A 22,150-nucleotide genomic window follows, 5' to 3' on the forward strand; every position below is an offset into this window, starting at 1 on the left:
AGACGCCAGTGAGTTAATGCAACGATTTACCGGTTGCCAGCTTTTCGGGTTACATAAGTAAAAATGAAAGCTTCTTGTCTCTTTTGATACTGACTAAATGGACCAATCTAATCCCTTGTTGACCATTAGGTTTTTGCATAACAAGCTAAATTGGCTAGATTTTTAAGCCTTCCGTCAAAATCTGTAACTTTTTAATCTGTTTATTCGTCTGATTTTTTAGAGTACTTTTTCAGGAAAGGGGTAATAATTGTGCGTAAGTGCCTGTTTTTTATTGTACTAATGTTCATATCAATAAGCCTGAGTGGCTGTTTTAGCTCAGAACAACCTAATGTACTGACAGGTTACGTTGTAGCACAAGCCCCTGATCGGATTTTAGTAGCCAGTATTGAAGCGCAAGATCTTAGTGACAACGGTGGTGTTTCAGAGTTTTATGATATGATATGGTTCTATGACCCGCCAGCAGACCTAAAGCAAGGAGATAAAATCGATGCTTGGTACAATCATAAGGGAGATACTTACCCAGGAAAATCAGTCCTAGTCGATCACCAAATTCATGAGCTTACTCCACCTGAGGGAGCCTTATTAACAGAGGCTGAGGCGCTTAATTATGCCTTACTTAAACAAGACAACCACCCAAGTAAAAACTATGCTGTAAGATCGATATTATTCAATCAAAATCAGGGGAAATGGGAGATTAAGCTATTTGAAATATGGAGTACCGAGGTGGTCGAAATTGAACTTATTGAACAAGAATACATATCTTAAAGGTTATCATAGTATGATAACCTTTTTTTGCTAATGTCAGACTCTTAGCATAATCTGTTACTGTTCTCAGTCCAGATCGTACCCTCAAACAAGCAATTGAATAAGAAGATAAAGTACTGATCCTACAATTACAATTAATTGTTCACACATTGTTCACTGATTCACTTATTAGAATTTGATATAGTATGATCTATGGCTGTAGTTTAATAAATGACGGAGGTTATCATGAAAAAGAATCGTTGGCTTATAGCACTGTCTGCTATTGCCATCCACCTGTCAATTGGATCTGTCTATGCCTACAGCGTACTTAAAAATCCAATTGTTGATAAACTGGGGTGGAGCGACAAAACAGTTACAGTTGCATTTACTATCGCAATTGCTTTACTTGGCACATCTGCTGCATCGTTTGGTAAGTTCGTTGAGAAATGGGGACCGAAAAAATCAGCTACAATTGCAGCAATTTTATTTAGTTCTGGTCTGTTGATCACAGGACTAGGTATGGCCATTAAATCACTAGCTCTATTTTATCTTGGATATGGAGTTATTGGTGGAATGGGATTAGGATTAGGTTATATTTCACCGGTCTCTACTTTAGTAAAGTGGTTTCCAGATAGGCGGGGCTTAGCAACAGGAATGGCTGTAATGGGGTTTGGTGCCGGTTCACTTATTGCTGCACCGATTATGACGAAGCTTATTAAGTCAATGGGGCTATCGTATACCTTTTTTATTATGTCAGGTGTTTATTTTATTCTAATGCTCGCAGGTGCACGTTATATTGTTAAACCACCTGAAAATTGGGTACCTTTTACGAAAAAGACAAATAACACAAAGCAAAAGGTAAATAAAGTACAAGCTAGTCTTCAACAGCTTACAGCGCAGCAAGCCCTCCGAAATAAACGTTTTTGGCTATTATGGGTTATGATGTTTATTAATATTTCAACAGGCATTATGCTTATTTCTGTTGCTTCTCCTTTGGCCCAAGAAAAAGCTGGCATCTCAGCTACAGCTGCCGCTGCAATGGTAGGAATAATGGGACTTTTTAATGGAGGCGGTCGCATCAGTTGGTCAGCATTGTCTGATACATTAGGGCGTAGTAACGTATTCATGATGTTTTTCGGTGTCCAGTTTATTTTAATGCTGGCATTGCCAAATGTGACGAATGCGTTGTTGCTTCAACTATTAATTTTCATCATCGTCTCTATGTACGGAGGGAGCTTTGCCTTACTTCCTGCCTTTATTAGTGATTTATTTGGAACTTTACAGTTAGGCGCTATTCATGGTTTATTACTGACATCTTGGTCTTGTGCAGGGGTGTTCGGTCCATTACTCGTTGCTTATATTAATGACACTACAGGTAACTACAATGTTGCCTTTTATATTTTTGCGTGTTTAATAGCAGTTGCATTTGTCGTGTCGATTATAATGAAGTTAAGTATTCGAGCTTCGAGTATATCTATTCAAAAACAAGCAAGTTAAATTGAGTTAAATTTTTTTATTAAACTACAGCACTAAAAAGACTTGTAAAACGGGCGATTGGCTATGCTAGCCAATCGCCCGTTCTAAGTCTTGTCATTTAAAATAGCTGTTTAGCGTCAAACACGCCATAATTTGCGCTCAGATTTTATCGAGCTACTTTGGATAAATACCCTCTAAAAAATCTGTGGCTTTAACTTGATTCAAATTTAAACTCCCAATGAATGAAATACAAATAGGCATTCATCTCACCACTTATAAAGTGAAACTTCGTTCAGTGGGGATTTTTCCATCCCCCACCGAACGTTAGTTGAACCAATCGGGCCGTTATTGGCTGTTAGAACTCCCACTTAGAAATGACCTGTTTCCTTATTTCTTAACGTGTGGAGTCTTACAAAGACCCTTAGATGGGGGCGAGTAATCGCAGCCCCAGCCAGTGCACTACGATAAAAATGAGCGACTTCTGCTAATCAAGCTAAAATTATGTTAATTCAAACATCCCAGCCGATAATTGATAATATTTACCTCTTTGTTCAATTAACTGATCATGATCACCACGTTCAATGATTTTCCCATGCTCTAGCACCATGATCGCATTAGCTGATCGAACAGTAGATAAGCGGTGAGCGATAATAAAGGATGTCTTACCTTCCATTAAACGATCCATTCCTTTTTGAATCAACGCTTCTGTTCTCGTATCAATCGATGATGTTGCCTCATCAAGAATAAGGACTGGGGTTTCGGCAACAGCTGCTCTAGCAATTGCTAGCAATTGACGTTGTCCTTGAGATAACGTACCACCATCTGATTTTAATACAGTCTGATAGCCATCTTTTAAATGACGAATAAAACTATCTGCATTGGCCAGTTTTGCAGCTGCAATAACTTCCTCATCTGTCGCATCTAGACGGCCATAGCGAATGTTCTCCATGACGGTACCCGTAAATAAATGGGTATCTTGTAAAACCATCGATAACGCTCGGCGTAAATCAGATTTCCTAATTTTATTAATTTCAATATGATCGATACTGATATTCCCAGAGGGTACATCATAGAAACGATTAATTAAATTGGTAATTGTTGTTTTACCTGCCCCTGTAGAACCGACAAAGGCAATTTTTTGACCAGGTTTAGCATATAATGAAATACCCTTTAAGACAGTCTTATCTTCTTCATATCCAAACACCACATTATCGAATACCACATTACCTTTAACTTGTGTGTAAGAAATTGATCCATCAGGCATGACTTCTTTCCATGCGAATTCTCCAGTACGAAAATCTACTTCAGTAAGATCGCCTGACTGACTGACTTCTACAGGCACCATCGTAACATGACCTTGGTCAAACTCTGGCTGTTCATCGATCACCTTAAATATCCGTTCAGCACCAGCAAGGGCTGTAAGTACAGCATTAAGCTGCTGTGATATTTGGGTGATTGGCATAGAGAAGTTTCTGGTAAACTGTAGAAAGGCAATAACTGTACCTAAACTTAGGGTACCCATAATCGCAAATAAACCACCAATCATTGCCGTAATGGCATAATGGATATAAGATAGGTTCCCCATTATCGGCATCAAGATATTTGCAAAAATATTAGCTTTAGTTGCATTTACTCTTAGCTCTTCATTTAATACTTCAAATTCTTCCAGTACCTTTTCTTGACGTGAAAAGACTTTAACAACTTTTTGACCTTCAATCATCTCTTCAATATAGCCATTGACTCGACCTAATTCTTGCTGTTGCTGAATAAAGAAGGTAGCACTTTTACCACCAATTGTTTTTACTGAAAAAAGCATTAAAGCAAGCATCAAGACCACAATAATAGTAAGCTGCCAGCTAAAGATCAACATCATCGTGAATACCCCTACGACTGTAATCAGGGATGAGAAAAAGTTGGTCACACTATTAGATAGTACTTGTCTTAACGTATCAATATCATTCGTATACAAACTCATTGAGTCACCATGAGTATGGGTATCATAATATTTAATCGGCAAAGCTTCCATCTTAGTAAAAAGATCTAATCGGATTTTATACAATGTTCGAGTTGAAACGCCAACCATTAATCGATTAAACAAATAAGTAGTGGCTGCTCCCACTAAATAAATGATCGAAATCAGCCCAATGACAGATATAAATCCTCGCATTAACTGGCTGTCTTGATTGCCAATTAAGGGGGCTAGGTAATCGTCAATAACAACCTGTAGAAAAGAAATACCAATGACATTAGCAAGAGAGCTAAGGAGAATAGAGATAGCAACAATCAGAAGAATCCATTTATCTTCTTTCATGTAGCTAGCAATCCGTTTAATCGTTAGTCCAAGGTTATTTGGCATCCGATGTCCTTTGGGTCCTGACATTGGGCCTTTAGCAGATTGATCCTTTTCTATTGATTTACTCATCCTCATTCACCCCTTTGCTTTGAGATTGATATATTTCTTGATAAATTTCATTTGTTTTCAGTAAGTGCTCATGTGTGTCAAAACCATTTATTTCGCCATTATCCAACACGATAATTTTGTCAGCATCTTGAACAGAGGTGATTCGTTGGGCAATGATTAACGTCGTTACATCCTCAAGCTTCTCTTTAAATACTTGGCGAATGGCAGCATCCGTTGCTGTATCTACTGCACTCGTTGAATCATCTAGGATAATGATCTTTGGCTTTTTCAGTAAAGCTCGTGCGATCGTTAAGCGTTGCTTCTGTCCACCAGAAACATTTACACCGCCTTGGCCTAGCTCCGTATCATATCCATTTGGGAATGATGAAATAAAGTCATGTGCTTGAGCTGCTTTTGCAGCCTCGATAACCTCTTCATCTGTTGCGTGCTCATTCCCCCACTTGAGATTTTCTTTAATCGTTCCAGTGAATAGGACATTCTTCTGAAGAACCATCGCAACCTGATCACGTAAAACTTTCAGACGATAGTCCTTCACATTATGCCCTCCAACGATAATTTCACCATTAAGTACATCATATAATCTCGGGATAAGCTGTACTAATGTTGTTTTGGATGAGCCTGTTCCTCCAATAATCCCAATCGTTTCTCCTGATTGAATCGACAGATTAATGTTTTTCAACACCAAATTATTAGGATCTTCATTATAACTAAAGTCAACTTGGTTAAAGTGAATACTTCCATCGTTTAAATCTAAATTGGGATCACTGTTATTATCATTTAAGGCAGGTTCTTCTTCAATTGCTTCAATAATACGAGAGAATGAAGCTCTGGAGATAATTAACATAATGAAAATCATGGAAATCATCATGAGTGAGATCAATACCTGCATAATATACATGATAAAGCTGGATAACTCTCCAATATTAAACGTACCGTCAATAACCATGTTACCGCCAAACCATATAATGGCTACGATACTGGTATAGATGGTTAGCTGCATAATTGGCATATTTAGAACAACTAACTTCTCTGCTTTGAGTTGAGCATCGCGAACTTGTTCAGCATTAGCAACAAATTTCTCTTTTTCATGCTTCTCACGGACAAAAGCTTTGACAACACGAATATTAACAATAAAATCTTGTACCTTTTCATTTAAGGCATCATATTTTTCCAACATATCTAAAAATCTCGGGTGTGCATTCTTACCAATTAGATATAATGTAATGGAAAGAATCGGTATTGAAATTAAAAATATCAATGACAATCTTGAGTTAATTGAGACAGCCATAATCGTAGCACCAATCAACATAATTGGCGCTCTAACAGCCATTCTTACGACCATCATAAATGAGTTTTGTGTGTTGGTAATATCTGTCGTTAACCGAGTAACCAGTGATGCTGTAGAAAATTTATCTACATTTGAAAAAGAATAGGACTGAATCTTTTTAAACAAGCCTGAGCGAATATTTTTGGCGAAGCCCATACCAGCTTCGGCAGCATATTTACCACTAAGCGCTCCAAACACAAGCGCAAAAAAGGCCATCACAATCATAAGCAGACCAACTTTGATGGTATAGGATATACCACCCTCGCCTTGGATACCATAGTCAACGATTCGAGCCATTAAAAATGGTATCATAAGCTCTAAGACAACCTCTCCAACCACCATAAGTGGAGCGAGGAGCGTTTGGCGCTTATATTCACCTAAAAAGGATAACAGCTTTTTAATCATATTTGTTTTACCTCCTCTAAATTATTTCGGGGTGGAAAAATCCTCACTTAAATTAGTAAAGCATTTCTTCAAATAAACGAGCATTAAATCTTGCTCTTCCTTATTAATCCCTTTGAATATTTTTTCTTTAATAGCTTGTCTATGATTCTTAAACTGCTTGAGGACAAGTTCACTCTGCTCGGTTAAGAAAATCAGCTTATTCCGAGCGTCTGTTTCACTTTTAACTCGTTTGACGAATTGTTTTTCCTCTAAGCGATTTAATAGTCCAGTAACAGTTGGATTCGTTAAACGAAAATGCATCTCAATATCCTTTTGATTTACATCCTTGTTACGTTTTTTTGCACCAGCTAAGAAAAGTAGGATATCTCCTTGTGATGCAGTTAAATTCTGCTTCTCAAAGTAAAGATTTTTTTCTCTTTCTAATGCAAAATAGACTAAGCGTATGTAGAAAATAATATCATCTGGCATATTGCATGCCCCCCATTAATTACATAGCATGCTATCTATTATCTATATAATTATTAACCTTGTCAACACATTTACTTCGGATAGCGAATAATTTTTTATTGCTGTTTAGTAGCTCTTCATTTAACTCTTAAATACCCAACAGCAATGTTCTTTCGATAAAGTGAAACTTCATTCTGTGGGCATTTCGAGGATGTGCAAGTGCAGACGTTACGATACGACGTCGCAAACTTAGTCAGCTTCCTCTCCCTCCTACTGAGCGTTAGTTGAACCAATCGGGCCGTTACTGGCTGGTGCATCTCCCACTTAGACAATGACGTGTTCCCTTATTTCTTCAAGTGGGAGTCTTACACTGCGATAAGGATGTGAGCATTACTAAAAGAGGTTGTTCCCACATCTTGGCTTGCTTTTACGCTTTTCATGTATCTAAAAGCACCCTTAACAGATGTTACGATCTATCAAGGGTGCTTATTCGGTATAAGAACACGTTTACCAATCGCCAGAATATGGCTGTCAGCTGAATGACCAAGCTGACTGGTCTTTATCGTTGGTAAGTTGTATTTATCAGCAAACGGCTTAATTAATTCGATTAATGCTTGCGAACCTTCGATCTCTTCTAGTTCAGTAAACTGACCTAGAATAAGTCCATTTAATTGACTAAAGTAATTGATCTGATCTAATTGTGCCAAAAAACTAGCAATCCGATTGGCTCGTCCACTTCTGCTTTCTAGAAAAAGTACCTTCCCAAAGGGAACTGGCAGGTAAGGGGTGCCTGCTAGTTTGAGTAGACAACGAATATTACCACCAATTGTAATGCCCTCTATTGTGCCCTGATTAATCCAATTGTAATTAAAGGTTAAATGATCATTTTGATGAAATAGAAGATTATGTAACCGATTTTGTTGGTTAAGATGATCTCTACCTACCAGATGCATCGCTTGATAGTGATAGCTGGTCAGACCACTTTGACTAAATAAGCTGTTTAATATAACGGTCAGATCACTGTAACCAAAGAAGGGCTTTGAATGCTTGCTAATGGTCTGATAATCAAGATACGGCAAAATTTGATTAGCACTATCTCCACCAGAAAGATCAAAGATGGCTTTAATGCTAGAATCTGTAAATAAATCCATTAATGCATGTGCTCGCTCTTCTGGTGTCCCACTCCAAAACTGCCCAGCTTTTTGATAAATTGTATTGGCTTCAACTGGTGTTAGCCCCCAATTTAAGAAAACCTGTTTGACATTGGCGATAGTTCCCGCATGTTGATCCGTTCGTCCATCTGACAAGGCGACCAAACCAATTTGATCCTGTTTGCTTAACATCATGCCACTCCTTTTGGTAAAAAACAGTATTATGCTTTAATGCGTTGCTCTAATCGATCAAGTAAGGTAAGTTCCATTTCAATTTGCCCTGGTAAAGGGAATTTCTTTGCTACCATCCGTCCTTTATCAATATGGGTTTTCGCTTGTGCTAAATCGCCGCATTCAAATGCATAGTATGCTTTAATCCGTTCCCCATTTAGATCGCGATCCCGCTTTAGTGTTTGATGGGCTAAAGGATAATATTGATTGACTAAACGCTGATCATCAAGGATACAACCTGCCATTACCAGTTCATAATAAATAGCAGGGAGCAGAAACGTTGAAAAATCATTTAAGCGCCTTTCAATTTGTTCAACCAGCTGAGGCAATCGTTCAAGGTCGCCTTCATCTAAAGCAGCATAATAGTTAAATAAAAGCAAGGATGGCTCATGGTTAGTCATGCTATTATCTGGTAAATGAAGTGCTTTTGGTCTAACTCCACCAGCCATTTGAACATTGACTGCCATAGCGGCTAATAAGCCGGCTACAATCGGATCGTTTAGTAGGATACCCCAAATAATCTTTCCATCTGAATGTATATTCCCAGATGTTTTAAGTGGAATCAAATTGAGTAATCCCATGATGATACTCCAAAAGATGAAAATAAATAAGAACGTTTGTCCATATCCGGATACGAAACGAAGAGCAGGTATCGCTATCAGTCCTGTTAATAGGTTCAGCAAGATCCCACCAGCATAAAAATACAGATGTTTTTTATCATATGGATTACTGTCTTTAGGCGGTATCATCGCACATAAACCTCCATAGCCTTTATTTTTGATCCACTCAAGCTTTAGCTTCCCATTCTCCTTAGTAAGAGATAGCATCCCAATTCGATATGTAATTAATTGATAACCTAGCAAGCGGCCAAATAAAAAATGACCTAGTTCATGAAGATTAATCACGACAAAACCTACAACTAGAAAAAGCAAATAACTAACAACAATATTAGATATACTTATATTAAAGGTCATGTCATTTGTATCAAAATAGATTGCCATAAAAAAACCAATAAGAAAAAATATTACAATAAACATCACAACAAACAATAATCGCTTAACTTTATGATTCACTCGAACTTCCTCCAATTTTAGAATATATGATTTGCCTACACACAGCCTTCTAATAGCTTAATTAGAACTATCACCTTTTCCTTTTTATATAAGTGATGTGATATTCTTTAATTTCAATAGGTAAGAAGACTTCCACTCCAAGGAGATTGAGTCAGTGAAGATAAAAAATTCACTTTTCTCCGACGAAATCTGTAGATTACCTGCTATCCCCCACCAAATGTCATAATAACTAATAAAGTGAAACTTCGTTCAGTGGGGGGATCGACGCATAGGATGCGCTCGTGCAGACGTTTCGACACGACGTCACGAGCTTAGTCAGCTTCCTCTCTCCCCCACTGAACGTTAGTTGAATCAATCGGGCCGTTACTGGCTGTTGCATCTCCCACCTTAGACATGACGTGTTCCCTTATTTCTTGAAGTGGGAGGCTTACAAAAGCCCTTCGATGGGGCGAGTAATCGCAGCCCCAGCCAGTTACACCGCAATAAAAAATATTGCAATACTCAAGATATTTGTATTTAACTGGTCACATTTTAAACCGTATACTAGAGTATCAATGCGCTTGGGAGGTGAAATTTATGGCACTTCAGCTTATGAAGCTAGCACTCGATGCAACTGTCACCACCACTCTTAATCCCTCAACAACCAAATACTTTTATGTAACGACGGAGGTTACGCCTGCAGGAGAAACATTAACGATTGATCCCACTGATTTCTTTGATGATGCTGGTGTATCTGTTAGTGAATTACCTGAGCTCGCTACTGACAATAGCTATTATCGTGTCTATATTAACGGTGTACTCCAGATGCAAGGCATAACCACATATACCCCTGGAGAAACAGCGGTTGGCTCACTTACAGTCAGTGTACCAGAGGGAAATGAATCGATACTACTCAACACACCAATTGTTTTGGAAGTGATCACGTACACTCCGAATACCGAAGCAGAGATTAATAGTTAATATCAGCATACCATCCAAATCTAGAAAACAACTAAAACAAAATAGCGCAAATTCCCCTACTTTAATTAATGCTCTGCTAACCAGAAATCAATGTTAAGATTTAACAGAGGCGCGTGACCACAAAAGGCACGTGCCTATTTCTCTGACTAGAAAATATTATACACGAGCATGACGGTGATTATTTACTTTTGTTCATACGAAATCACCTCAAAGTCTATTAAAATCAAAAGCGTCTTGGTGTATTTACGCCCAGATTATCGAGCTTCGTTCAATCTGTTAAAAATCTGCGGCATCCGCCGCAAGGCTTTAACTTTACTCGGCCTGTGGGTTGCCCCCCCTTACAAACAGGTATTACCAATTGTAGAAATGGGGGCTTCTGCTGAGTGTGAAGTTTAATAAATCGTAATAAATTGTAAAATGATTGGTGCGCGTTTTTCTGGTGGTTGCTTGACATTTAGAATCAGCTGACCTTTCCTAACTTGGTACGTATTGTCAGGCTGGAGCACCCCGTTAATAAATAAATTGACTAAGGAAACATCACTTGGATCTAAAATCCCTTTATTACCATACTCAGTTAACTCATCCGCATTTGTATAAATCAACTTTTTCCCATCAGACAAAGTATTATATTGATACGTCTCAACCTTGGCTTTTTTCGAGGCTTGCACTGGAATTCTTACCTGTATCTGTTGGTTGCTCTTTATTGAATCATAGACATGCTGTCCTGTAATCATCTGTCTTTTCATGACACACCTGCCTTTTTTAATAGTATATGATCGAAGAAATTGAGTTGACAGTATCCCTTATAACAGATGTGTCATATTGTCCGCCTAACTTCGTTACTGAATAGGTACTAGTATTTCACAGGTATGATGATTAATCATTTCTAAATTATACCTTTCTACAATTGGTTGTTCCCCTTACTGATAGACCATTTTTTGTTATGACAGAAAAGATATTGTCCCTAAACTACTGATTGCTTCGTTGGTATGATCAAGCAAAGTACTTTTTGCAGGAGCTGTTATCTTAAAATCTCTATTTATGGGTACACAAATATCATAACGACACTCCTCTTTAGGCGTTGTCTCAGGGTTATCTTGTGGTACAGCCAATATGTAGAATGTTCATGACATACTAAACCTTTTAACTGTATCCATTCTTTAAAGGCTTCCGTTAAGGCTTTGTTTTGCTTTTCTCCATATTCTCCGACATTCCGAAAATAAGGCAATCCTTGTTTCAGGTAATTCTTCAATAGTCATATTCATTTTTCCTTCCTCCTTACTTAGTAAAGTAATGCTATTTAAAAGGTTTATCAAGACAATATTAAAAAGAATACCATGAACCAATCGGACCGTTACTAGTTGTTGGATCTCCCGCTTAGACATGACGTCCTCCCTTATTTCTTGAAGTGAGAGCCCTACAAAAGCCCTTCGATGGGCGAGTAATCGCAGCCCCAGCCAGTTACACTGCGATAACCGGGTACATACTCCTAAAAATTATAAAAAAATAAGTATGAACCGATAAATATCGAGTTCACACCCTAGTAAGGTAATAGTCTAACTTTTTGATGCCGTTGCTAAATTTTGTTCTATACTGTTATCAGCTTTTCTTGCTAACCACTGAGTCAATGCTGCAAATTCCCTTTCAGCAGCACGATAGCCTGCTAGATGTAGTTGATTGAGTTTGTCTGGATCTTTTTCAGTGCGTTTGACCTGTTCTGCCTCGTTTGGTCGAATAACGAATACATCTCCATTCTGCTCTAACTGTTCAACATAATCCAGGGTCTCATTATAGACATGATGTCGTTCTTCCAAAGCTTGGACAAGCTTTTTATACTTAGGATAAATGACTCTGGCAGTCATACGTGCTCGAAAAGGCTTTTTACGATAGCCCTTTGGTCTAGTTAATATGATTACGTGTTTCTGATTGCCGTCTGCTATTGACTTCCTAATCGGAATTGGATCAACAATACCCCCATCCAATAAAATACGCCCAGCTAACTCAACTGGCTTCCCCACAAGAGGCAAACTGCTTGAGGCACGCACGGCAGACATGACAATCTCTGGATTGCTATTATCAAAGTAGTGAGGTTGTCCAGTTATACAATCCGTTGTTGGAATAACGAAGCGCTCAGAAATTTTATCAAAAGTATCATAGTCAAAAGGGGCAAGCTCATTAGCAATATCATTAAAAAGAAAGTCCATATTAAAAACGCCTTGTCCTTTAAGGAGATTCCGGTAGTTTATGTAACGCGGATCTTTGGCATAAGTCACATTAATGTGCCTGCTTCGATCTTTTTGTCTTGATAAATAAGACAGTGCGTTACAGGCTCCCGCTGAAACACCGATCACATAAGGAAAATAGAGCTGATGCTCCATGAAATAATCCAAAACACCAGAGGTATAAACACCTCGCATGCCGCCACCTTCTAATACTAACCCTGTATTTGCTTCCATTTTGACTCCCTCCTTTGCGACTTAATTACCAATTATAGCAAATACATTATTTTTTGTGAATCTAAAGCTCTTGTAAAAGATAAAGTGATACTTCGTTCAGCGGGGTTTCGACGCATTGGATGTGCTCGTGCAGACGTTACGACACGCCGTCGCGAACTTAGTCAGCTTCCTCTCTCCCCCACTGAACGTTAGTTGAACCAATCGGGCCGTTACTGGCTGTTGATCCCCACTTAGACATGACCTCACTTATTTCTTGTAGTGGGAGTCTTACAAAAAGCCCTTCGATGGGGCGAGTAATCACAGTCCCAGCCAGTTACACTGCGATAAATGCCTTGTCAGCTCAGATCTTTTTTTCCCTTTTAGTAGCTAATCAGTCAGAAAAATAGAAAATCATACTATTAAAATAAGGCACCGTTTAATGGTTGTTGCTAATAAACTGAATCTTACCTTTTGAAACGTTCAAAGCTGGTCCTCAAATCACCTTATAGATAACTTATAATCTATATGATCGTCATATTGTTGGACATATTTTCCTTCTACCGTTCATAGATATAATGTTAGCTTAACCTGTAAAGGAGCGTGATGACAATGAATAAGCAAATCCCCTCTTTTGTGAGCTCTATTGATACCTATGTTTATCAAAGCTTACAAGGTATCGAACAGTCAACCATTGTTGTCCAGACAACAATGGGAACAGTAACAGGATTATTAACTACAGTGATGCCTGATCATATAATTGTTGAATCCGGTGGCTCCCGATTTTTTATTCGTATACAGCAAATTGTCTGGGTAATTCCAAAAAACGGGGGTAAAAGAGATGTTTAAACGAGAAAATCGTTTGTTGATTCCATTGCCAATACCTGAGCATGGTGATCCAAATGCCGCAGCTGCAGTGCAAGAGTTATTAGGTGGTAAGTTTGGTGAAATGTCTACGTTGAATAATTATATGTACCAATCATTCAATTTCAGAAGTAAGGATAAATTAAAGCCATTCTATGATCTAGTAGCAAGTATAACGGCAGAAGAATTTGGTCATGTTGAGCTTGTGGCGAATACGATCAACTTATTATCTAAGGGGAATACTTTTTATACTGGAGACCCTGATGTAACACCACTTCGTGAAGGAAAGGATAGTCGCAGTACTTATCATTTTATTGCAACAGCGCAAACGGCTCTAGCTGGAGATTCCATGGGCAATGCATGGCGTGGAGATTATGTGTTTAATAGTGGTAACCTTGTACTCGATCTGTTGCATAACTTTTTTCTTGAGATCGGGGCGCGAACGCATAAGATGAGGGTTTACGAAATGACTGAGCATGAAACAGCGCGAGAAATGATCGGTTATCTGCTTGTACGCGGTGGTACACATATTCTGGCCTATGCCAAGGCGCTCGAAATCGCAACTGGTGTTGATGTAAAGAAAATGGTTCCCATTCCTGACTTGTCAAACCGTAAATTTGATCATGCGCGCAAGTTTGAAGATCAAGGTCTGAGTAACATCCTTTACACTTGGAATGATGTCGGGCACTATCTCGATATTAAGCAAATATGGAAAGGTGAAAATCCAGAAAGCGGTGATAAACTAGTCGTTAAGGAAGGCGCACCAGAAGGAGCTCAAATACCTAATCTTGAAGAATTACCTGAAGAGTTTGCACCAGGGATAAGTCGAGATGACTATGAACGGATTGCCAAGCGACTGATGGAGAATATATAGGCTTGATTTCCCCACCAGCATGACTGTTTACTTCTTGGGCATTGGAACAAGCGAGTTAAGTCATGTCTTTCCACATGCCCAAGCGCACTTCTTTTTTTAAGACTATTTTCGAGAACATTGGAAAACGTAAAAAGCAAAAAGCTAAAGACTATTCTCGATGGTTAGCATTCATTCCCTTTATGATAATCGAGGCTATTGTTTCAACAAGCTCCTTTGAGCTAACAGCTGGATCATTTTTCAGGTCTTCTACAGCCCCATATAGAGCCCAGCTTACCATAGTTGCTGAGAGTTTTAGTCTTTGTTCACTAAAATAAGGGTATGATTCGGCAAATCGCTGATAAAATTGTTGAGTTAATTCGAATTTAACTGTTTCCTCAATAGAAGACAGACAAAATGGATTATTTTTTTGGTAACGTGTAACAATATCCCTTTGAAAGTGCAGCAATGAAACAAAGACATCTTCAATAGCTTCTTTTGTAATGATCTGATATGCATTTAAGCGATTTATAACATGAACCTTCAGGTCCTCTGCCAAAATGGTATCGATTAAGTCCATTTTATCTTTAAAGTGGTAATAGAAGGTAGCTCGATTCACAGCCGCTTCCTTTGTAATATCCTTTACTGTAATAGCATTAATTTCTTTTTGTGTGGATAATTTATTAAATGCTTTCATGATAAGCTTGCGTGTTCGAATTACACGTGGATCTAAGTCTGACTTCACTTGCTTCTCCCCCCTACATCATTCAACATTTCCCTATCCATTTACTCCAAACATTTACTATTTTTTCCGATTATCTCGAATTAAAAATATTCATATACGTAAATTATACAATAATTGCATCTTTTAGAAAAATATTTGTTCAAAATTCGACAAATTACTGAAGGGAAATGCTTTGTTTCTAGTCCATTTTCAAAAGTTGCTAGCTATGGGGGGCAAACTTTTGAGCATCGGAGCCATGCATTAGAGTCGTAAAACGTGGAAAAGGATAAAACAGTGAAGCAAAAAATTGCTTTATTATTTATAGATAATGACAATTCATAATAACCATTTATGAAAAGATAAAATTCAGAACATTAAGGTTACAATCAGACGATACGATTGATCAACCCTATACTCTTTAATAAAAGACCAAAATGATTTAACTTTAAAATAATTAGGGATTGACTAACTATTTGTTATTTCCTGATCTTCTTCTAACTTAACTCTCCTTAATGAAACCTTTATGATAAATAAAATACCCAAGGCAATGACGCCAATTAACATTTCAATCGTTGCCGTTGAATAAATAAGCATTTTTCTAGCAATTGCATAAATCATAACATCAATCACATTACTAGGCTTATGCTTAATCAGCATTAAAGCAAGCTCAAGGCCTATAATTAGCATAAGTAAATAGGAAAGCAAACTTTGGAAATTATCATAATCAAGTAAATGCGTTAGTGTGTCTTGTTGCACCACGGATATAACTAGAGCTATGCCACTAATCAACACCGCAATTATAATTAACGTAGCTAAAAATACTTCAATTGCCATAATAGTTGCCCCAACTCGATTGGTTAACCTATGAAGCTTCTTCTTAAACTTTTCTTGAATTGGAATCACCTACTTTCTTCTTGATCAACGATCAGATGATCATAATCTGTTAATGTTAATATTATAACCATACGGTTACCTGAAAACGATGCTGACAACGAGGGCATTTCGCTGTATGCTTGCCTCGCTTACGCGGCAATCTTAAGGTTGTGCCACAATTCGAACATTTACGATAGCGATGGGTTCGACTATCTTTTATTCGCTTGATTTGCAAGCTAAAGTATGACTTTACTTGTTTGATTACTTTCAGTAAAAATTGATTTTCAGCATATCGTTTAGCAATATTTTTGGAAAAAACGCGAAAAATTGCCCAAAAAATGAGCAACCAAAGCGAGATTACCAGGGCTATAGATTCAAAGTATCGACTTAAAAAAAGCAGGATAAAATAGGTCACTAAGATAGCGATATATAGCTGGTCAATGCCATAACGTCCTTGCATAAAATATTGCAATTTTTGCTTTAATCGTTCCACACAAACGCCTCCCTTAAAATCATATTATAGCATGATTCTTTAAAAGCAACATAAATAGCGTCTCCATGCTATGAATGAAAATTGATTAGCTCTTCAAGTAAGCCATTGAACAAAATTTATCGCAGTGTAACTGGCTGGGGCTGCGATTACTCGCCCCATCGAAGGGCTTTTGTAAGGCTCCCACTTCAAGAAATAAGGGAACACGTCATGTCTAAGTGGGAGTTCCAACAGCGTAACGGCCCGATAGGCTCAACTAACGTTCAGGGGGAGATGGAAAATACCCCCACTTAACGAAGTTTCACTTTATAAAGGCAAGAAGAAACACATCCATTTAATTTAGACAGTAAAAAGAACTGAACGCTCATTCTGATTAACGTTCAGCTCCTCTAAAAAAACAAACGCTTAAGCTTCCTTAGAACACAGATCATCATATTTATACTCATGCGCATAACGCAACCCAAAATCTAGGAATGATTCATGTCTAGCATTCATTTCCTTGATACTAAGCTCTGAATAAAGCAACGATTGATCGTACAGTTTGGCTTTTTCATTCATGACAACTTGGCAGTAGTAGCCATGTCGATCATTATCAATTAATCTAGCGAGATCAGCTAGTTTATTAAATATTTGGTTAGCCAAATTCTGAAGTAATATCCGTTTACCATGGCTATCATACAGTTTTAATCTAGATAAGCGTCCTAATATAGCAACAAGATGGTGATTGATCTTGGCAAGTTGTAATGCCTGATTTGATAATGGCTGATCATCTTCTAATAAACAATACAGCATAAACAGGTGCATAAAATCAAGCTGTTGTTTATTGATCCCTAATTTCTCAAACGGATTTATATCAAGTAAACGAACCTCAACATATTGAATACCTGCCCTTTTCAACGCTTCTGTCTGTGTTTCATGATTCAACCCCATTCGTTTTAATCGAATTGGTGCATAAAATTCGCTTTCATTCTGTATGACATTAGTATTCAATTGTACTTGGTGATCGTTAATGTGAGTTCCTAATTTAACATAGCGATCATGCTTTGTTGTTAATAATTGTTCCATTCCCTTAACATAGCTTGATAAATCATGATAAGAAATAGGAAATTGCTCAGTAATTTCAGTTGAATAGCCAAAGCGACTCACCCTTAAAGAAGTAGCGTAATCATGAAACATGCTTTTCTCTTCATTAAACTGCTCCATATTAGCCCCGATCTTGCTTAACTCTTTTTTGAGCACCTCGTCATAGCTAGAATCAGCAATAGGCGAAGCACCAAACAAATAAATCAAGAGCCAGCGATGCTTCATAAAATTACGAGCCAAGCGCATATAAAGGGCATTTATTGCATTCTGACCACTAAGGCCCTCACTGAGATTTCCAGACAAAATTTTAGTAAGGGACGTTCCTAATGAGAAATTATAATGAATACCCGAAATCATTTGAATCGGCTTCCCATATCGAAGGGCTAATCCCCTACGATAAATCTCTTTTTCGTTACCTGTTTCGGATTGATCAAATTGAGCGATTCGGATCATCTTTTCGTCAGGCAATCGAGGGGGCATACTTAACGGCCACATTAATTCAGAACCAATTCCTTCATTAGCCAAATTATGTATCCTATCGAGTTCATCTAAAAGTGAGTCTGTTTTTGTATGGACCTTCGTTACAAATTCTAATTGATTCTCTGCAAAGTCAACGGTAATTTGACTATTTTCTATCTTGTCTCCAAATATCTTAGGATGATCAGTTAAAGCAATCTGTCCATTTTGATCTATGCGTTGTGTTTCGCGCTCAATTCCACATTTAATGTCAAGTAATGCTTTACGTTTTTCTTTGTTATTGAAGAAAGGAGACCATAGCGTATTGTATTTCACCATCTTATCACGCTCCTTTGTTCACACGACATATAATAAGCATTGCGTAAATTTTCTTTAACGTATTATGTTTTTCAATCCATAGAACAGGATTGAAAGGGCTCATTTATTGCTCCTTATTTAGGAATACGTTGATCTGACCATTGGTGGCACGCCTTCGTTTTTCTCCTAATTGAAATAGCGTCATCTCGTTTTTTTACTCGAATTATGAATTTATTTTTTATACAATGCTAATGACTACATATTAATGTATGCAGTTCAATTAATCGTTACACCTACTTTAATTGATTGTTTACCCTATCTAGAGCAAAAAAAAACTCATAAGATTATTTTTCTTATAAGGCAATACACATTTATAAAAATTCATTCATCAGTCATCTCCCACATAAGGGGTAAGCTATATGTCTATGTGTATTTCATTCAGTAGAGTTCAAATCCCGACTGAATCAAGTAAAGACTCGCCCAGATACCGTCAGCGGAAATGTATTGAACGAAGTTAGTATATCCGAGTGCGCATATGCCAAGGCGATATAATATTGAATATTCAGCTATAGCGTCCAATATTCTAGCTTTTTATCAGCTAAATCATCTGCAAAAGTAGCCTTTAAATCAATGAACAATCCATCACGTTTAGTAATCGTTAACGGATTTAGTTGCTGGCAGAAATTTTGATGAGGGACTAAAATCATCGATACATTCGCTCGAGGTAATTTTTCCAAAGGCGTTAATGACTCTCCACATAACACTTCAACCTCATTAGCATCTGCCCATGGATCACAGATGTTAATGGTTGCCCCCTTCCTTCTTAATTGATTGACAATTTCAATCGCTTTAGCATTCCTTAAATCTGGTACATCCTCTTTAAACGTAATACCTAAAATATTAATCTGTAACTTATCTATCGTCATATGATGTTCGATGGCAAATTGCTCGACACGGTTAACAATAAACTGAACCATTGATTCATTTACTTTTCTAGCTTCCTTTAACAAATGTGGTACATAACCTATTTGTTCTGCTTTCTTAATTAGATAATACGGATCAACGCCAATACAATGCCCTCCGACTAACCCTGGAACAAATGGGGTGAAATTCCATTTTGTTTTTGCTACTTCTAATACATCATAGATAGGAATATCCATTTGATGAAACAGTCTAGCTAACTCATTCATATAGGCTATATTCAAATCACGCTGTGTATTCTCTACAATTTTGGCTGCCTCAGCTACTTTGATCGATGATGCACAATAAACTGGAGCAGTTAATACACTCGCATACAATTGTTCAATAGCGACTAGCGTTTGTTTATCATAGCCTGCTATAACTTTACCGATTGTTTTAAACGTGTGAACTTTGTCACCTGGATTAATTCGCTCTGGGGAGTACCCAATAGAAAAGTCTTTGCCTACCTTTTTACCAGAATACTTCTCTAGAATAGGTAAACATACTTCTTCTGTTGCTCCGGGATACACGGTTGATTCATAAATAACAATAGCACCTTCTTTTAGCTGCTGACCCACACGTTTAGAGGCATCTTCTACAAATGATAAATCTGGATTTAGTTCATGATCCAACGGAGTAGGCACAGCTATGATAATATAATCACAAATCGAAAGTGCTTGATCATGGAATGTAAAAACACAGGTCGTTCGGCTAAGTTGTTCTTGAGCTACTTCACCTGTTTCATCCTTCCCTTCTTTTAATGCTAGGATTTTTTCTTTATCTATGTCATAGCCAATGACAGGATACTTTTCTGCAAAAGCAATCGCAACGGGTAGACCTACGTATCCTAAGCCGACTACACCTATTACTTTATCTTGATTAATAGGTGACCTCTCCTTATTTTTTTTCATTCTACAACGTCCCTTTCACTATAATTAAATCTATTATTTTATATGTGATTGTTAGATAACGTGTTCTTAAAAAGAAAAAAAAAGGCCAAAACCACTATGTTAAGGCATTCTCCCAAGCCAAGACAAAATTAAACCTTGTTGTATATGCCGTTCCCTATCCGTTCAATTGTCATAGTTTAACTAGAGAAATAGGTTTAATGAAAGGAGTACAAGAATGATTCCCTTGTTAGATTTAAAAAAACAATATTTATCCATTGAATCAGAAATTACTGATGCTTTAAAACATGTATTAAGAAGTGGACAGTACATTTTAGGTCCTACAGTTAGCCAGTTGGAAAATCAATTTGCTGCTCAACTTGGTGTTAAAGAGGCGGTTGGCGTGGCCAATGGGACTGATGCTTTGATTCTGACCTTAAAGGCATACAATATCGGTGAAGGTGATGAGGTCATTACTACGCCTTTTACCTTTATTGCCACGGCAGAGGCCATTTCACGTGTTGGCGCTAAACCTGTGTTTGCCGATGTTGATTTGGCAACTGGACTTATTGATCCAGATCAAATTGAGGCTAAAATAACCACACGAACTCGAGCTATTATTCCTGTTCATATATTTGGTCAAACCGCCGACATGGATAAGATTAATACACTTGCCCAGCAGCATCAGCTTGTTGTAATTGAGGATGCGTGTCAAGCCTTTGGAGCTAAATATAAGGGCAAACCTGCTGGTAGCTTAGGTGATGCCGCATGTTTTTCTTTTTTTCCAACAAAGAACTTAGGTGGGCTTGGTGATGGAGGGATTGTTGCAACCAATGATGACACAATTGCAGCAAAAATTAGGCAGCTACGTGTGCACGGTAGCTCTCAGAAATACTTCCATGACCAAATCGGCTACAATAGTCGACTTGATGCCATTCAGGCTGCCATTTTATTAATATGTTTGGAACATGTTGATGACTGGAATACCAAGCGCAGGAAGATCGCCAAAAAATACAACGATGAACTGGAGGCGCTAGTTAAAGTAACGACGCTAAAAGAAGTTAGAGATAATGAAGCGGTGTATCATTTATTTTGTTTAAAGAGCGTAGAACGTGAAAAAATAATGCGTGCATTGAAAATGAAGGATATAGGTACAGCTATCTATTACCCGTGCTGTCTCCATTTACAAAAAGTTTATCACTCACTAAACTATAAACATGGTGATTTTCCAAATGCTGAACAATTATCGGAAACTATTTTTTCAATTCCGATGCACCCTTTTTTAACCACTGAAGAACAACAGTCCGTAATTGACTGTATTAAAGAAGTGGCACGAACATGAGTAAGTTAAATGTTGGTTTAGTTGGGTGTGGCTTTATTGCAGAAAAACATATTAAAACATTAAATCGTTTATCTGATCTATTTACCGTTAGGGCATTAGTTGATATTAACCCTGATCACATGACTAAACTTAAGTCACTTATCCATACAGAATCAAATGATGTAACACTTTATCACAGTTATAGTGATCTATTACAAAGACAAGATATTGATGTTGTCATTATTACAGTTCCCTCATGGTTACATGGAAAATTTGTACTTGAAGCGCTCCAACACAGTAAGCACGTCATTGTAGAAAAACCCTTATCTCTTTCATTGAAAGAAGTTGATCAAATCATCGAATTGGCTGAAGCAGCAAACAAGCAAGTTCTTGTCTGTCACCAAATGCGTTACCGCCCAATGTTTCAAAAAATAAAAACATTAGTTGATAAGGAACAGTTTGGGCAGCCTTATTTAGCTTCTGCCTCAATTATGGTTAATCGATCAAAAGACTACTACTTAGAAGCAGATTGGCGAGGTACCTGGACATTTGATGGAGGGATGGTATTAAATCAAGGTCTACACGTTGCCGATTTGTTGTTATGGTATTTAGGGGATGTTGATTGGATATATGGAGTAACTCACAATTATGTACCT

General features: G+C 37.7%; 19 protein-coding genes and 1 pseudogene. 7 read left to right on the plus strand and 13 right to left on the minus strand.

Features of this window, described 5'->3' with window-relative positions; all coding sequences use genetic code 11:
* Window positions 1–249: 249 nt before the first annotated feature.
* A complete protein-coding gene (locus ASE01S_RS08320; RefSeq protein ID WP_067840921.1) occupies window positions 250–765 on the plus strand; it encodes a DUF3221 domain-containing protein in 516 nt (171 codons plus the stop codon).
* Window positions 766–990: 225 nt separating this feature from the next.
* Entirely contained in the window at window positions 991–2,241 is a 1,251-nt protein-coding gene (locus ASE01S_RS08325; RefSeq protein ID WP_067840924.1) for an L-lactate MFS transporter, read from the plus strand.
* A 478-nt stretch (window positions 2,242–2,719) separates the two neighbouring features.
* On the opposite strand, the gene ASE01S_RS08330 is transcribed toward ASE01S_RS08325, so the two are convergent.
* The 5 genes from ASE01S_RS08330 to ASE01S_RS08350 form a co-directional block, all read right to left on the minus strand.
* The gene (locus tag ASE01S_RS08330; RefSeq protein WP_083512063.1) at window positions 2,720–4,642 is read right to left on the minus strand and encodes an ABC transporter ATP-binding protein; all 1,923 of its coding nucleotides are present in this window, start codon (window positions 4,640–4,642) and stop codon (window positions 2,720–2,722) included.
* On the minus strand, window positions 4,635–6,374 hold the full coding sequence (locus tag ASE01S_RS08335) for an ABC transporter ATP-binding protein (protein ID WP_067840925.1): 1,740 nt from the start codon (window positions 6,372–6,374) through the stop codon (window positions 4,635–4,637). The genes ASE01S_RS08330 and ASE01S_RS08335 overlap by 8 nt, the downstream gene beginning before the upstream one ends.
* A gap of 21 nt (window positions 6,375–6,395) precedes the next feature.
* Complete coding sequence (locus tag ASE01S_RS08340; RefSeq protein WP_067840927.1) at window positions 6,396–6,842, minus strand: MarR family winged helix-turn-helix transcriptional regulator; 447 nt, start codon at window positions 6,840–6,842, stop codon at window positions 6,396–6,398.
* 455 nt (window positions 6,843–7,297) lie between these two features.
* Window positions 7,298–8,164, minus strand: a complete 867-nt coding sequence (locus tag ASE01S_RS08345; RefSeq protein WP_067840929.1) for a S66 peptidase family protein — start codon at window positions 8,162–8,164, stop codon at window positions 7,298–7,300.
* A gap of 29 nt (window positions 8,165–8,193) precedes the next feature.
* Entirely contained in the window at window positions 8,194–9,276 is a 1,083-nt protein-coding gene (locus tag ASE01S_RS08350; RefSeq protein ID WP_067840931.1) for a M50 family metallopeptidase, read from the minus strand.
* 576 nt (window positions 9,277–9,852) lie between these two features.
* Between ASE01S_RS08350 and ASE01S_RS08355 the strand changes: the two genes are divergently transcribed.
* On the plus strand, window positions 9,853–10,236 hold the full coding sequence (locus ASE01S_RS08355; protein WP_067840934.1) for a DUF4183 domain-containing protein: 384 nt from the start codon (window positions 9,853–9,855) through the stop codon (window positions 10,234–10,236).
* A gap of 392 nt (window positions 10,237–10,628) precedes the next feature.
* Here ASE01S_RS08355 and ASE01S_RS08360 read toward each other — a convergent pair whose 3' ends face one another.
* From ASE01S_RS08360 to ASE01S_RS08370, 3 genes and pseudogenes are all read right to left on the minus strand, one after another.
* Window positions 10,629–10,982 (minus strand): DUF4183 domain-containing protein, encoded by a 354-nt coding sequence (locus tag ASE01S_RS08360; protein ID WP_067840936.1) that lies wholly within the window; start codon window positions 10,980–10,982, stop codon window positions 10,629–10,631.
* Between the two features lie 93 nt (window positions 10,983–11,075).
* Window positions 11,076–11,501 (minus strand): annotated as a pseudogene (locus ASE01S_RS16490) (AraC family transcriptional regulator).
* 291 nt (window positions 11,502–11,792) lie between these two features.
* Window positions 11,793–12,692, minus strand: coding sequence for a patatin-like phospholipase family protein (locus ASE01S_RS08370; protein WP_067840941.1), 900 nt, complete (start codon window positions 12,690–12,692; stop codon window positions 11,793–11,795).
* A gap of 588 nt (window positions 12,693–13,280) precedes the next feature.
* Here ASE01S_RS08370 and ASE01S_RS08375 point away from each other — a divergent pair.
* Together ASE01S_RS08375 and ASE01S_RS08380 are read left to right on the plus strand one after the other, a co-directional pair.
* Window positions 13,281–13,517 carry a YuzF family protein gene (locus ASE01S_RS08375; protein WP_067840945.1) on the plus strand — a complete coding sequence of 79 codons (237 nt, stop codon included), beginning with the start codon at window positions 13,281–13,283 and terminating at the stop codon, window positions 13,515–13,517.
* On the plus strand, window positions 13,510–14,406 hold the full coding sequence (locus tag ASE01S_RS08380; protein ID WP_067840947.1) for a manganese catalase family protein: 897 nt from the start codon (window positions 13,510–13,512) through the stop codon (window positions 14,404–14,406). The genes ASE01S_RS08375 and ASE01S_RS08380 overlap by 8 nt, the downstream gene beginning before the upstream one ends.
* A gap of 148 nt (window positions 14,407–14,554) precedes the next feature.
* Here ASE01S_RS08380 and ASE01S_RS08385 read toward each other — a convergent pair whose 3' ends face one another.
* From ASE01S_RS08385 to ASE01S_RS08405, 5 genes are all read right to left on the minus strand, one after another.
* Window positions 14,555–15,127 carry a TetR family transcriptional regulator gene (locus ASE01S_RS08385; protein WP_067840950.1) on the minus strand — a complete coding sequence of 191 codons (573 nt, stop codon included), beginning with the start codon at window positions 15,125–15,127 and terminating at the stop codon, window positions 14,555–14,557.
* A gap of 444 nt (window positions 15,128–15,571) precedes the next feature.
* Window positions 15,572–16,009 carry a hypothetical protein gene (locus ASE01S_RS08390; protein ID WP_067840951.1) on the minus strand — a complete coding sequence of 146 codons (438 nt, stop codon included), beginning with the start codon at window positions 16,007–16,009 and terminating at the stop codon, window positions 15,572–15,574.
* Window positions 16,010–16,061: 52 nt separating this feature from the next.
* Window positions 16,062–16,472 (minus strand): hypothetical protein, encoded by a 411-nt coding sequence (locus ASE01S_RS08395; RefSeq protein ID WP_067840952.1) that lies wholly within the window; start codon window positions 16,470–16,472, stop codon window positions 16,062–16,064.
* A gap of 402 nt (window positions 16,473–16,874) precedes the next feature.
* Complete coding sequence (gshA, locus tag ASE01S_RS08400; RefSeq protein WP_067840953.1) at window positions 16,875–18,347, minus strand: glutamate--cysteine ligase; 1,473 nt, start codon at window positions 18,345–18,347, stop codon at window positions 16,875–16,877.
* 545 nt (window positions 18,348–18,892) lie between these two features.
* Window positions 18,893–20,197: a nucleotide sugar dehydrogenase gene (locus ASE01S_RS08405; RefSeq protein ID WP_067840954.1), complete on the minus strand. Its 1,305-nt coding sequence runs from the start codon at window positions 20,195–20,197 to the stop codon at window positions 18,893–18,895.
* Between the two features lie 214 nt (window positions 20,198–20,411).
* Between ASE01S_RS08405 and ASE01S_RS08410 the strand changes: the two genes are divergently transcribed.
* A complete protein-coding gene (locus ASE01S_RS08410) occupies window positions 20,412–21,515 on the plus strand; it encodes a DegT/DnrJ/EryC1/StrS family aminotransferase (protein ID WP_067840956.1) in 1,104 nt (367 codons plus the stop codon).
* Window positions 21,512–22,150: Gfo/Idh/MocA family protein (locus tag ASE01S_RS08415; protein ID WP_169793099.1), on the plus strand; the 639-nt coding region annotated here is incomplete at its 3' end. The genes ASE01S_RS08410 and ASE01S_RS08415, both read left to right, overlap by 4 nt.

This window comes from Amphibacillus sediminis NBRC 103570 (genome assembly GCF_001552275.1).
Classification (GTDB): Bacteria; Bacillota; Bacilli; order Bacillales; family Amphibacillaceae; genus Amphibacillus_B; species Amphibacillus_B sediminis.

Excerpts from the sequence above, each read along its gene's own strand:
- ASE01S_RS08330 (WP_083512063.1), bottom strand. The coding sequence starts at position 4,642 with ATGAGTAAATCAATAGAAAAGGATCAATCTGCTAAAGGCCCAATGTCA.
- ASE01S_RS08360 (WP_067840936.1), bottom strand. The coding sequence starts at position 10,982 with ATGAAAAGACAGATGATTACAGGACAGCATGTCTATGATTCAATAAAG.
- ASE01S_RS08380 (WP_067840947.1), top strand. The coding sequence starts at position 13,510 with ATGTTTAAACGAGAAAATCGTTTGTTGATTCCATTGCCAATACCTGAG.
- ASE01S_RS08335 (WP_067840925.1), bottom strand. The coding sequence starts at position 6,374 with ATGATTAAAAAGCTGTTATCCTTTTTAGGTGAATATAAGCGCCAAACG.
- ASE01S_RS08325 (WP_067840924.1), top strand. The coding sequence starts at position 991 with ATGAAAAAGAATCGTTGGCTTATAGCACTGTCTGCTATTGCCATCCAC.
- ASE01S_RS08410 (WP_067840956.1), top strand. The coding sequence starts at position 20,412 with ATGATTCCCTTGTTAGATTTAAAAAAACAATATTTATCCATTGAATCA.
- ASE01S_RS08375 (WP_067840945.1), top strand. The coding sequence starts at position 13,281 with ATGAATAAGCAAATCCCCTCTTTTGTGAGCTCTATTGATACCTATGTT.
- gshA (WP_067840953.1), bottom strand. The coding sequence starts at position 18,347 with ATGGTGAAATACAATACGCTATGGTCTCCTTTCTTCAATAACAAAGAA.
- ASE01S_RS08355 (WP_067840934.1), top strand. The coding sequence starts at position 9,853 with ATGGCACTTCAGCTTATGAAGCTAGCACTCGATGCAACTGTCACCACC.
- ASE01S_RS08405 (WP_067840954.1), bottom strand. The coding sequence starts at position 20,197 with ATGAAAAAAAATAAGGAGAGGTCACCTATTAATCAAGATAAAGTAATA.
- ASE01S_RS08345 (WP_067840929.1), bottom strand. The coding sequence starts at position 8,164 with ATGTTAAGCAAACAGGATCAAATTGGTTTGGTCGCCTTGTCAGATGGA.
- ASE01S_RS08340 (WP_067840927.1), bottom strand. The coding sequence starts at position 6,842 with ATGCCAGATGATATTATTTTCTACATACGCTTAGTCTATTTTGCATTA.
- ASE01S_RS08370 (WP_067840941.1), bottom strand. The coding sequence starts at position 12,692 with ATGGAAGCAAATACAGGGTTAGTATTAGAAGGTGGCGGCATGCGAGGT.